Below are 12,737 nucleotides of genomic sequence, written 5' to 3'. Positions count from 1 at the left end.
GGCTGAAGCCAGATGGTCGCGACAATCGTCAAAATACGCAAGGGCTTCAGCCTTGGTCTTTCGCCGAATCTGCAAAACACCTTACCCCACGAACCGGCATCGAACGCTCTGTACACCCCGCACGCGGGCAAGTTTCACGAGGAGGCAACACCATGGATCGCAGCGCATCCGCAGTCTGGCACGGCAGTTTGAAAGAGGGCAAAGGCGCCATCTCGACGCAGAGCGGCACCCTGCATGAGACGCAGTACAGCTTCGGCACGCGCTTCGAGAACGGCGTCGGCACGAACCCCGAAGAGCTGATCGCGGCCGCGCACGCCGGCTGCTTCACCATGGCGCTCTCAGCGCAGCTTACCTCGGCCGCGATGGTGCCGGAGAGTCTTGAGACCACCGCGGTCGTGACCCTTTCGAATACCGACGACGGCCCGACCGTGACGAAGATTCATCTCACGACCAAGGCGCATGTCCCGGGCGCCGAGAAGGAGAAGTTCGACGAGCTGGCGAAGAAGGCCAAGGAGGGCTGCCCCATCTCGCGCCTGTTGAAGGCGGCGGAGATTACCCTGGACGCGACGCTGGTTTAGGCTTCTTCGACACACCATGCTGTCATTCTGAGCGTGGCGAAGGATCTGCTTTTGCGTGGAGAGCCTTGGCTGTCCGAGCGAAAGCAGATCCTTCGCTGCGCTCAGGATGACATTTATCTGCACAGGATGACAGTTCTTCGTTCAGGACAGCTCTTCTATTTGCTCAGGACGACAGTTCTCGTTTGGGTTAGTTGTTTTACAGGTAGCTCAGCCACCAGTCCCGCCGTCGCGCCTTCACGCCGCTGAACCAGACGCAGGGTTTGTACAGGATGGCGACTGCCAGCAGCCACACGGCGTAGACCACCGGGAGGCCGTATCCCCAGCCGGCTGGAATCGCATCCTCCCACTGGAAGGCCGGCGTGAACCAGAAATGCCAGTCGCGATGCGCGGCGAGCGTGCCGAGGATCGCCAGAGTGTGGAGCAGGTAGATGTGCGGCACGTAGTAGAAGAACGGCACGCGGCCGAAGGTCTCGAAGAACCGGCGCATGCGGGGTAGCCAGTCGTGCTCCGACGCGTAGTCGAAGAGGGTGTAAAGCGCCAGCAGGACGCTGAAGGTCGCAAGCTCGTAGTGCAGGGACGGCGGGTACTTCATCACGCTCAGGAACGACATGGCGGTGCGCGCCGGGGTGTCGAGGCGCTCGAAACGGAAGGGATCGCCGTAGCCGTGGAAGAGGCGCAGAAGCGTGAACGTCGCGGCGAAGCAGACGGAGAGCGTCGCCGCGATGCGCTGGCGGCGAGCCGGGGCGGAGTGCGCGACCGTGCCGAAGGCGTACCCCAGGCAGATGACGCCGAACCACGCCAGCGACGGGTAGTAGCAAAGTACGAAGATGTGTCCGTGAAAGGTGAGTGGGCCCGGTTCCTGCACCAGCCGCCACAGGTTGGCGTACGGGCCGAACGACCTGGCCTGTATGGGGTCGAGCAGGTTGTGCAGCAGACCGATCGCGACGCCGATGCCGCCGATCGCCCACACCGGCAGGCGCACGATGAGTCCCAGCCCCACCATCGCGACGCCGACCGCCCAGATGACCTGCAGGAAGGGCGCCCAGCAGAAGCTCCAGCCGAAGCTGACGACCGTGATCTCCATGAACATCAGCCACAGACCGCGCGTGATCAGCAGCCGTGCAAGCTGCGCGCTGGTCTTGCCGCGCATGCGCTGCAGATAGACCGAGGCGCCGGCGAGCGAGATGAATCCCGGCGCGCAGAGGTGCGTGACCCAGCGGGTCGCAAAGAGCGCCGGCCAGGAGGCATGGGGGTCGACCGGGTTGATGGTCAGGTAGGTAAAGTAGTCGCGGGTGTGGTCGAGCGCCATCAGCAGCATCAGCAGGCCGCGCAGGATGTCGATCGATTCCAGCCTTCGCCTGCGCGGTTCGAGCGGCACGGGGAAGAGCTCGGACGCGGCGTTGGAATCGTCGCGCGCATGGGATGAGGCGATCGTCGCCATGGGTCGTACCTGAGTTTGGATTTGGCCCGGGTAGAACTCTGCCATGCTACCGCAAAAACCGCGGTTCAGGGAGCTTAGTGGCTGTGGCCGGCGTGGTCGTGCCCGTGGTGGTGATGGTGGTCGTGTCCGCCGGCCGCGGCCAGCTCCAGCGGCGGCGCGCTGCAGCCGTGGGTGGTCTCGCAGCCGCGAGCCTCCAGTTGAATGGTCGTATGGTGGATGCGGAACTTCGTCTTGATGACGGCGTTGATGCTGTCGAGGATCGGGCTGCACTCGGACACCGGCATCTCGACGATGGTCACATGGCTGGCGAGCGCGTGCGAGTTCGAACCCAGCGTCCACACATGCAGGTCATGCACGTTGACGACGCCGTCGATGGCCTCGATCGCCGCGCGAACCTCTTCGAGGTTTACCCGCTTCGGCGTGCCTTCGAGCAGGATGTTCAGCGTCTCGCGGACGATGCCGAGCGAGCTCCAGAAGATCATGCCCGCGATGATGAACGAGAGCACCGGGTCGATCCACTGCAGGCCGGTGAAGAGGATGCCCGCGCCGCCCGCGATTACCGCCGCGGTCGAAAGCGTGTCGCCCAGCATGTGCAGGTAGACCGAGCGGATGTTGACGTCGGTCGAGAACTTCCACAGCAGCGTCGCGATGCCGCCGTTCATGACGACGCCCGCGACCGCGACCAGCATCATGATCTTCGGCGCGACTTCGACGGGCGAGGCGAGGCGTTCGATGGCCGAGACGCCGATCCAGACCGCCAGCACCATCAGGGTCAGCGCGTTCACGAACGCCGCCAGCACGCCCGCGCGCTGATAGCCGAAGGTCTTGCGGTCGGTGGCCGGACGCGATTGAAAATAAACGGCTACGAAGGAGAGCGCGATCGCCAGCAGGTCCGAGACGTTGTGTCCCGCCTCGGAGATCAACGCCAGCGAGTGCGCGCGCAGGCCGAAGTACAGTGTGGCCACGACATAGCAGAGGGTGGCTGCCATCGACACCTTCAACACCCGCTGCATCGTCCGATTCTGGGTCGCGACCATGTGCATGCTTCCAGTCTATTCCTCTTTGACTGGAAGCATGCACATGGCGGCTAGCCCGGGGGCCAGCCCATGTGCCGCCCGCCGAGCAGGTGCAGATGCAGGTGATGGACGGTCTGGCCGCCGTCGTCGCGGGTGTTGATGACGATACGGTAGCCGTTGGGCAGCTCGCGCTCGCCGAGGGCGGCGGCCTTGGCGAGCAGGGCGCCCAGCAGTTCGGCGGGCGCGTCGGCGGCGGTGGCGTAGTGCGCCTTGGGGATGACGAGCAGGTGCTTCGGCGCCTGGGGGTTGATGTCGGCGAAGGCGAGCGACAGGTCGTCCTCGTCGAGGCGCTTGACCGGGATCTGGTTCGCGGCGATCTTGCAGAAGAGGCAGTCGGACATGGGGTGATTCTACTTCTTGAAGTACTTCGGCTGCTGGCCGGGCTGGTGGGGGTCAGCGCCTGCGGCCCATGGGTTATAGTGCGCGGCGAACTCCGCGCGGTGCGTGGTGGAGGGATGCGTGTCGGTCCAGAACTCGACGAAGGGGCTGGGGTCGGGGTCGTCGAGCGAGGCCTCGCCGAGGATCTGGAACGAACGGACGGCGGTGGCCTGCGGGTCGGGCACGATGCCGTGGACGGCCTCCTGGCCGAAGACGTCGGCGTCGTGCTCGACTCCACGGCTGATGGTGTTGGCGATCGGCTCGGTCAGGAACGTGCCGGCGCTGAGCAGCAGCAGGAGGACGGCGATTGCGCCCCAGTCCTGCTGGCTGGCTATGCGCCAGCGCCCGCCGTAGCGCGCCAGCAGCCAGTGCAGGATGCGATACGCGAGGTAGAACGCGAGCAGCAGCCCCGGCAGAGCCAACGCGATGCCGCGCAGCACATGGTGCAGGACGTAGTGGCCGAGTTCATGCGCGAAGGTGATCTGGACGATGTCGGTTGGGGCCTTCAGGGTCGTGTCCCAGACGACGACGCGCTTGGACGCGCCCAGGCCGGTGACATAGGCGTTCAGCGTGGTGTATTTGTCGCTGGCGCGCATGACGAACATGTGGCTCGGCGGGATGTCGACGCCGGCTCGGCGGATGACGGCCTGCAGGCTGTCGGCAAGCTGCGGCGCGACGGTCTGGAGCGGCTCGAAGTGGTTGAAGAGCGGGTCGATGACGAGCGGGGCCGCGAACGCGCCTGTGAAGACGATGGGCACGAGCGCGATCCAGAAGGCGAGCCACCAGCGCCGGGGCCAGCGGCGGATGCACCAGAAGAGCACCGCCGCGATCAGGCTGTCGAGCACGATGTTGACCCCAAGGCTCTTGCCGACGTCGCCCGCCCAGCTCGCCCAGCCCTGCACCGAAAGCCCGTAGACCAGCGTCAGGTGATGGGCATAGATGGCAATCGGCAGGTTCAGCACGGTGCGGACGGCCAGCAGCATCGCCAGCAGGGCCGGCCCCTGGAACCAGTAGATGCCCGTCAGCCGGACAGCCCGGTCGCGCAGGCGGGCGACGGCGCCGAGCCCCAGCAGCAGCAGCCAGCAGACGATGCTCCAACCTTCGTACGCGAAGTGGATGATGTTGAAGTCGTGCGAGAGCGCCTTTGCCTTCAACAGCTTGTCCGGCGGCAGGGTGTAGTACGGCGGGTGCTGTGGGGCGGCGGTCTGGAGCGCGTGCGCCAGGTGCGGGGCGGCGAGTATCGCGAGAAGCAAGGCGAGTGCGAGATTGAGGCGGCGGCGCATGGGTGGGTTCCAGTGTGCTCTATCGAGGGCGGCGGCGCAAAGCGGGTTGAGCCAGTCCGCCTCCGCCCACGTCTAAACCAGTGCGGCGCGGGGCGAGTTCGGATAGACTCGCCCCATGTCGATTTTGCTTCGGATGGGGCCTTCTTTGACGATGCGGCGAGCGGTTTCGGGATTGGCGGTAGTGTTGGCGGCGAGCGGGTTGCGTGCTGAGGCGCCTACGGTGGCGAAGGCGGCGGTGAGCGCGAAGCCGGACACGGTGCTGGTCGGCGCGATGGACCTGGAGCTGGCGCGGGCGATGAGGTCGCTCGGCACGGAGGCGACGGGCTCGAAGAATCCGCAGCCGAAGCCCTACTTCATCAGCTACGCGGTGTCGGACTCCGAGGGCGTCTCGATGAACGCGCAGTTTGGGGCGATCACCAGTAGCAACGCGAGCCATCGCCGCACGGCCGACGTGCAGGTGCGCCTGGGTTCTCCCGAGCAGGACAACACCCACGGCGACCATCGCGCGAGCGCCCTGACCAGCATGCCGCTGCCGCTCGGCGACGACCGCGAGGCCATCGCGCGCAGCCTGTGGTTCGCGACCAATCGAGGCTACGGCCGGGCTCTCGACAGCTATCTGAAGGTGAAGACCGAGCAGCAGGTCCGCGCCAAGGAAGAGGATGCCTCGGCCGACTTCTCGGTCGAAAAGCCCGCGACCGAGCTGCTGCCGGCCGCGCCCAGGGTGCAGCTTGAGAAGGCGGCATGGGAGGCGCGAATTCGCGAGATCTCCGGCGTCTTCAAGCAGTTTCCGGACATCTTCTACAACACGGTCGGCCTGCAGGCGTCCTCTGAAACGGATTACTTCGTGTCGAGCGAAGGCGCGAAGGTCGCCACGCCCAGCCATGTCGCGCGCCTCGTGGTCGTAGGCCGCACCCGCGCGGCCGATGGCATGGACCTCTTCCGCGTCGAGACCTTCGAGGCCGACGAGCTGGGCCATCTACCGCCGCAGAAGGAGCTGATGGAGAAGACGCTCGCCATGGCGAAGAATCTCGAAGCGCTGCGTGAGGCGCCGGTGACGGAGCCCTTCAACGGTCCGGCGATCCTGAGCGGACGGGCCAGCGCGGTCTTCTTCCACGAGGTGCTGGGCCATCGGCTTGAAGGCCAGCGCCAGCGCGGCGACGAGGAGGGCCAGACCTTCACCAAGCTGCTGAATAAACCGATCCTGCCCAGCTTCCTCTCGGTCGCGGACGACCCGACGGTCACGACCTTCCACGGCACGCCGCTGAGCGGGCACTACAGCTTCGACGACGAGGGCCAGCCCGCGCGCAAGGTCGACCTCATCAAGGACGGCGTGCTCGAAACCTTCCTGATGTCGCGCCTGCCCATCGCCAGCTTCCAGACCAGCAACGGCCACGGCCGCGCCGAGGTGGGGCATATGCCGACCGGCCGCCAGGGCAACCTCATCGTCACCTCTTCCAAGACCGTCTCCGACGCCGAGCTGCGCGAGATGCTGAAGGCCGAGGCCAAGGCGCAGAACAAGCCCTACGGGCTCTACTTCGAGGACATATCCTCGGGCTTCGCGGTGACGACGCGCCGCTCGCCGCAGGCGTTTTCGGTCGTGCCGCTGGTGGTCTATCGCGTGTATGTCGACGGCCGGCCGGACGAGTTGGTGCGGGGCGTCAGCATCGTGGGCACGCCGCAGGAGGCGCTGAGCCGCATCCTGGCCACCGACGACAAGCAGGACGTCTTCAACGGCATCTGCGGCGCGGAGAGCGGCAGCATCCCGGTCAGCGCGGTCGCGCCGGCCATGCTGATGTCGAAGATCGAGACGCAGCGGCAGGCGCAGGGCACCGCCAGACCGCCGATCGTGCCTCCGCCGTCCGACCGGATGATCGCGAAGGGTGGCCATTAGATCGCTTGTCTCTGCTTCTAGGTAGGCCAAGGCTTCAGCCTTGGCACTCAAAATCGGCAACGATGCAGGCTTTAGCCCCTGGGGTATGCACTCTTCTCCACAACGACACATCTTGGGAAGCGACCGTATGAATATGTTCTCGACAAAGTTACAGATTGGATTGATTGGCGCCGCGCTGGTTACAAATGCGGCGTTTGCCCTGAATCCACCGGCGGATAAGACTGTCGCCGCACCTCCCGCCTCAGGCGCCAGCCTGGCCGCGGATAAGGCCGCCGCGACCGACCCGATGCTCGAAGCCATGCGCGAAGAGCTGCTGCGCGAGCAGGAGACGCTCGTCCTGCCCGGCATGCAGCGGCCCTACTTCATCGAGTACCGCATGGACGAGCTGCACAGCTACGAGGCGCTCGCCAACTACGGCGCGCTGACCCGCGAGGAGGAGAATCACCAGCGCTATGTGCGGGTCACCGTCCGCATCGGCGACTACGCGGCCGATTCAAGCTCCAGCCGCGGCGACGGATCCATCCAGCTTGCGCCGGAGGACAACGATCCCGCGGCCCTGCGCTACGCCCTGTGGACCGCGACCGACGAGGCGTACAAGAACGCGCTGCGCGCCTACGCGGCCAAGCAGGCCAACCTGAAGCGCTTCGAGAAGCCGCCCACCGAGAAGGACTTCTCGGTCGCCACGCCGGTCACGCATCTGGAGCCGCTCGTCGCGCTCGAGCTCGACCGGCCGGAGTGGACGCGGCGCATCGTCGACGCCAGCGGCGTGGCGTTGAAGGATCCGTCGGCGAAAGACGTGCAGTATTCCACCGCGAACGTGCGCGGCCTGGCCGTGAATCGCTACCTCGTCAACACCGAGGGCAGCGTGCTGCGCCACGGCTACAGCGGGTACGAGGCGTCGGTGAGCGTCGGCGGGCAGGCGGCCGACGGCATGCGCCTGAGCCGCGATAACGGCACAACCGGCAAGACCGCGAAAGAGCTTGAGTCCGCCGCCGCCTTTCATCAGCGCGCGGTGGACGACGTGCGCAGCTTCGCCGAGCTGCGCGACGCTCCGCTGGCCGACGCCGAGGACTACCACGGGCCCGTGCTCTTCAGCGGAGACGCCGCCGCCGACGTGCTGAACCGGCTCTTCGTGCCCAACGTCGAGGCCGACCGGCCGGAGGTTGGAACGACCGCGCGCACGCAGGGCATCTACACCTCCAGCTACAAAGCGCGGGTGCTGCCGGAGATTCTGAGTGCGGTCGACGACCCCTCGGTCGCGACCTTCAAGGGACGCGCGCTGGTCGGCGCGTACGCGGTCGACGACGAGGGCGTGCCGGCGCAGGCGGTCACGGTCGCCGAACGCGGCAAGCTCGAAAACTACCTCATCGGCCGCACGCCGGTGCGCGACTTCCCGGCTTCGAACGGCCATGGCCGCGCCGCGCCCGGACAGGCCGCGCACTCGCGCGCCGGGGTGATGATCTTCAAGGCGGCGAACCCGCTGCCCAATGCGGAGCTGCATGCGAAGCTCGTCGCCATGGCGAAGGAGCAGGGCCGCGACGTCTACGAGGTCGAGACCATGGGCGGCGAGCTGACGCCGCGCCTGCTGTATAAGGTCCACCCCGACGGCACACGGCAACTGGTGCGCGGCGCGGTCTTCGACGAGCTGGACAACCGCAGCCTGCGCAGCGACATCGTCGCGGCGGGCGACGACGCGTACATCGCGAACACGCTGGGCGCGGTGCCGGAGACGACGATTGCGCCTAGCCTGCTGTTTGGCGACATCGAGGTGAAGCGGGCCACGGAAGAGCAGCAGAAGCTGCCTTATTACGCACCGCCGGATGCGAAGTGATAGCTTCCGAGAACGGCGTTTATCGTTACTGAAAGAATGACTGCCTCAATTGGACAACCTGGTTGGTATAGTTCTGTACGTCCCTATTGGTTTGTTATGAGATTCCCACATATCCGATTTGCTATTTATGCAGGCTCGCTCGCAATGGCATGCATTCGATCTGGTGGACAAAGCCAGGCCACCCATTCGCCCGTCCCCCAGACATGTCATGGATCGCCACAAGAACTAAGTGGCGGTGCGCTCCATATATTGCGTGTGAAAGTTATCTCGTCGAGTGCAACGGATGGCACCTACGCGGATGAGGGATACGGCCAAGGCGAGTTCGATTCTGTGAAGCTCCTCGAAGTCATCAAGAGTCCTGTTCCTTGGAGCCGCGGACACATCTTTCGCGTTCATCCTTTCTCGGGCGAGCGCAAGGGAGAAACGAACTATGCTCCAGAACGTCTTCTAGCTGGCAAGGAATACCTCATTGTCTACACGTACTACTTGGATCATGAGCCGCGGGGTGAAGCGGACCTGATCGGTCTAACAAGATGCGGTGTTCACGAGGACACTCCAGAAGACAGACAGAAACTGCTCTCAAGCTACGCACGCTAAACGGTCATTCATGATTAGTCCTGATAAGTCGGCTTCTCGTCAGTAATGCGGGCGGCAACGCTTGGTCTTGTTTCAAACCAAGAACAGTTCCTTCGGATACACTGACTGCGGTCGAAACGATCAGCAGTTGGGTCCCTGAAGGAGTTTTCGATGAGCAACAAAGTAGAGTTCCCCAAGCCCACGCGGCGCAGCTTTCTGGCCTCCGCCGCAGGCGTAGCGCTGGCTGGGGCCGTGCCCTCAGGCGCGCAGGTGGCTACGGAGAAAGCGCCGTTGATGCAGGCGAAGAAGAAGCCGCTGAACGTGCTCTTCTTCATGTCGGACGACATGCGGCCGGAGCTGGCCTGCTATGGCAGCCGCTTCCATGCGCATAGCCCGAACATCGATGCGCTGGCCGCGAAGGGTGTGCGGTTCGACCGCAACTACTGCCAGTTTCCGCTCTGCAATCCTTCGCGCGCGTCGCTTTTTTCGGGGCGTCCGCCGCATACGACCGGGGTGCTGGGCAACTCGGTTGGGCTGCGCGATCTGCATACGGACTGGACGACGCTGCCGCAGCTCTTTCGCGAGCACGGCTACACCACGCTGCGCTCGGGCAAGCTCTTCCATGCTGGCTTCGACGATCACAAGGCCTGGACCGACTTCGACGGCGAGGTGGAGTCCATGCATCCGACGCAGGTGGGCAAGCGGCTGCCGATCCCGCGGGTGCAGGTGGCGAAGCCGGATGGGTCGATGCCGCCGCTGCCGGAGTCGAACGAGCGTGGCGACCACTCCGACCAGTTGCTGGTGCTGACCGGCAATGGCGAGGGCGCGGGGGATTATCTGGTTGCGGACCGCGCAATCAAATATCTGAACGAGTGCAAGGACAAGCCGTTCTTCATCGGCTGCGGATTTTCGAAGCCGCACAGCCCGCCGGAGGCTCCGCAGCGTTTCTACGATCTGTACAACGCGAAGTCGCTGCAGCTTCCGCCGGACTTCGCCGCGTGGCCGACCGTGCCGCCGGGCTTCCCGAAGGCGGCGATCCGGCCGAAGAACGCGGACCTGTTCATCGGTCGCGGGGCCTCGCCCGAGGAGGCGCAGCAGGTCATCCGCGCGTATCTGGCGTCGATCTCCTGGGCGGACTGGAACCTGGGCCGCGTCGTCGCGGAGCTGGACCGGCTGGGGCTGCGCGACAACACGCTGATCGTCTTCGTCGCCGACCACGGCTACCAGCTCGGGGAGAAGGGCAAGTGGTCGAAGGCGGGCTCGCTCTTCGAGGGCGGCACGCGCATTCCGTTGATCATCCACATGCCGGGCGCGGCGGGCAATGGCCGTGCGTCGACGCGGATCGTGCAGTCGCTCGATATTTATAAGACGGTCGCCGAGCTGGCTGGCCTGCCTGTCCCAGCGGAGATCGAGGGCGAAAGCCTGGTCCCGCTGCTGACCGATCCGCGCGCGGCGTGGGATCGTCCGGCGTACAGCGTCTGGAGCGAGGACGGCAAGACCATCCACGGCACGATGGTTCGCACGGAGCAGCTTCGCTATGCGGAGTTTGGGCCGAAGGCGGTCAACGGCGCGATGATGTTCGACGTCCACGCCGACCCGCTGGAGCTGAAGAATATCGTGGACGATCCGAAGTATGCGGAGGAGCGGAAGCGGCTTTCGAGGCTGATTGCGGAGTATGGCGTGACCGGGTAAGTTGTATCGAGGTGGCGCGCATGGAGACGCTCAGGCTTTTCATCGAACGACATGATTTAGTGCTCGGAATCGTGCCTGCCCTGCTGCTGATGGCTGGCGGCTGCTTTTCGTTGTGGCCCATGATGACCCCTCGCTACGGGGCCTACGAAGATCGCTCCGGGCTGGTGTTCTCCGCCTTTCCGTATAACTCCCTCTTTCCGTTCTTCTACATCCCGTTCGGTCTTGTCGAATTCTTGAAGCATCTTTCAGAAGGCTGGGCGACGCGACATTTCGACTGGATGATGTGGCTTGATCTCTCGATCGTCCTCATGATGTTTGTCGCAGCCGCATTCTCCCTTCCAGGGACGATCGTGCTGGGACCGGATGGAATATATCAGCGCTTCTGGCTTTTGAAGGATCGTTGCATTCGCTACTGCGATGTAAATAAGATCGTCAGCCAGCAAGCCGGCGTAACCGTTAAGCCGCACGTCGGCAGGGCCATCTCATTCGTGAATGCGCAGGGCTTTCCAGATCGAGCGCTATTCGAAGAGACGATCACGCACCGGGTGGGTCAGCCAACGGTCGGAACTCGCTCGACCGGATGGCTTCGACGTTAGCCTCTGCCGCCAGCAGCTGAAGCGAACAGCAGATCCTCTACGAGGATGACAAACAAGAAAGGCAACGGCAAAAGCAACGGCAACGGCAGAAGCAGATTCCCTTCGGGAATGACAAACCAAAGGGCAACATCTTTTTCTCAGCCGTGTTGCGCCGTTTTTCCTGCAACTCCGCAAAAAGGCATGGGTTTACCTTGAGGCGACGCAGCTTATCGCTCCCCGGCACAGGGTGCTGGCGGAAGGAGGAGTTACCCATGATTTCGTTCAGCGCATTCCGCAAGTTCATCCTCGGGGCCGCGATCGTTGCCGTACCCGCCGCTTCCTATGCCGGCGTCTTCGTTTCGGTGAATATCGCGCCGCCGGTGCTGCCGGTGTATACGCAGCCGCTCTGCCCGGGCGATGGCTATCTGTGGACGCCGGGCTACTGGGCCTACGGCGATGCGGGCTACTACTGGGTTCCGGGCGTGTGGGTGCAGCCGCCCTCGGTGGGCGTGCTCTGGACGCCGGGTTACTGGGGCTTCGTCGGCGGCGCGTATCGCTGGAACGCCGGCTACTGGGGTCCGCATGTGGGCTTCTACGGCGGGGTGAACTACGGCTTCGGCTTTGGCGGCGTGGGCTTTGAGGGCGGCTACTGGAATGGCGGCCACTTCTTCTACAACCAGCGCGTGGCAAACATCAACGTCAACGTGATCCACAACACCTATGTCCGCAACGTGACCGTGGTGAACAACAACTACGCGCACACCAGCTTCAACGGCGGCCCCAACGGCGTGCCCGCGCATGCCACGCCCGGCGAGATGCAGGCGATGCACGAGCAGCACTTCCAGCCCACGGCCAGTCAGGAGCAGTTCCGCCAGCAGGCCGCGAGCAACCGCAGCCAGCTCGCCAGCGTGAACGGCGGGCATCCTTCGACGCTGGCCGCGCAGACGCCGCGCGACGGCTTCGGCCATGGCAACGAGGTGAACGCACGCCAGGGCAATCAGCAGGCGCGCATCAACCAGGGCGTGCGCTCCGGCCAGATGACGCCGGGCGAGACCCGCAACGTGGAGAATCGCGACGCCAGCATCAACCGCCAGGCGCAGGCCGACCGCGCCGCCAACGGCGGTCGTCTGACCGGGCAGGAGAAGCAGCAGATCAACCAGCGGCAGAATAACGTCAGCCAGTCGATCGCGGCCGATAAGCACAACGCCAACAACGACGCTGCCGCGGCGGCTCGCAACGGCCGCACCGCGGGCAGCGAGAGGCGGCAGGCTGGGCGCGTCGAGGAGAAGGATCGCCCGAAGCGGTAAGCAACCTGTTTGGTTACAAAATGGCCGGAGCCTGTCATGGGCTCCGGCTTCTTCTTTGCCTACCGCAACCGCGCGTCATCCTAAGCGAAGCGAAGGACCCGCTTTTTCG

The 12,737-nt window shown here is 64.7% G+C and carries 10 protein-coding genes; 6 read left to right on the top strand and 4 right to left on the bottom strand.

Going from position 1 to position 12,737, the window contains the following annotated elements; genetic code table 11:
• Positions 1-152 precede the first annotated feature (152 nt).
• Complete coding sequence (locus CHB87_RS01560; RefSeq protein WP_089406622.1) at positions 153-578, top strand: OsmC family protein; 426 nt, start codon at positions 153-155, stop codon at positions 576-578.
• 196 nt (positions 579-774) lie between these two features.
• Here CHB87_RS01560 and CHB87_RS01555 read toward each other — a convergent pair whose 3' ends face one another.
• The 4 genes from CHB87_RS01555 to CHB87_RS01540 all read right to left on the bottom strand — a co-directional run bounded on the left by CHB87_RS01555 (position 775) and on the right by CHB87_RS01540 (position 4,756).
• Entirely contained in the window at positions 775-2,019 is a 1,245-nt protein-coding gene (locus CHB87_RS01555) for an acetyltransferase domain-containing protein (RefSeq protein ID WP_176441536.1), read from the bottom strand.
• 74 nt (positions 2,020-2,093) lie between these two features.
• Positions 2,094-3,056: a cation diffusion facilitator family transporter gene (locus CHB87_RS01550; protein WP_342743531.1), complete on the bottom strand. Its 963-nt coding sequence runs from the start codon at positions 3,054-3,056 to the stop codon at positions 2,094-2,096.
• Positions 3,057-3,106: 50 nt separating this feature from the next.
• Entirely contained in the window at positions 3,107-3,436 is a 330-nt protein-coding gene (locus CHB87_RS01545; RefSeq protein WP_089406619.1) for an HIT domain-containing protein, read from the bottom strand.
• A 9-nt stretch (positions 3,437-3,445) separates the two neighbouring features.
• Positions 3,446-4,756: a M48 family metallopeptidase gene (locus tag CHB87_RS01540; RefSeq protein WP_089406618.1), complete on the bottom strand. Its 1,311-nt coding sequence runs from the start codon at positions 4,754-4,756 to the stop codon at positions 3,446-3,448.
• 115 nt (positions 4,757-4,871) lie between these two features.
• On the opposite strand from CHB87_RS01540, the gene CHB87_RS01535 reads away from it, so the two are divergent.
• From CHB87_RS01535 to CHB87_RS01515, 5 genes are all read left to right on the top strand, one after another.
• Positions 4,872-6,647, top strand: coding sequence for a metallopeptidase TldD-related protein (locus tag CHB87_RS01535; RefSeq protein ID WP_245817759.1), 1,776 nt, complete (start codon positions 4,872-4,874; stop codon positions 6,645-6,647).
• A 127-nt stretch (positions 6,648-6,774) separates the two neighbouring features.
• The gene (locus tag CHB87_RS01530) at positions 6,775-8,478 is read left to right on the top strand and encodes a metallopeptidase TldD-related protein (protein WP_245817758.1); all 1,704 of its coding nucleotides are present in this window, start codon (positions 6,775-6,777) and stop codon (positions 8,476-8,478) included.
• Positions 8,479-9,225: 747 nt separating this feature from the next.
• Positions 9,226-10,746 carry a sulfatase gene (locus tag CHB87_RS01525; protein WP_089406615.1) on the top strand — a complete coding sequence of 507 codons (1,521 nt, stop codon included), beginning with the start codon at positions 9,226-9,228 and terminating at the stop codon, positions 10,744-10,746.
• Between the two features lie 20 nt (positions 10,747-10,766).
• A complete protein-coding gene (locus CHB87_RS01520) occupies positions 10,767-11,342 on the top strand; it encodes a hypothetical protein (RefSeq protein ID WP_089406614.1) in 576 nt (191 codons plus the stop codon).
• A 251-nt stretch (positions 11,343-11,593) separates the two neighbouring features.
• A complete protein-coding gene (locus CHB87_RS01515) occupies positions 11,594-12,628 on the top strand; it encodes a YXWGXW repeat-containing protein (RefSeq protein ID WP_089406613.1) in 1,035 nt (344 codons plus the stop codon).
• The last annotated feature ends 109 nt before the right edge of the window (positions 12,629-12,737 follow it).

Origin of the sequence: Granulicella rosea, from assembly GCF_900188085.1 — a bacterium.
GTDB lineage: Bacteria > Acidobacteriota > Terriglobia > Terriglobales > Acidobacteriaceae > Edaphobacter > Edaphobacter rosea.
Note: the sequence above shows the minus strand (reverse complement) of the source record. Positions and strands in the feature narration are given on the sequence as shown.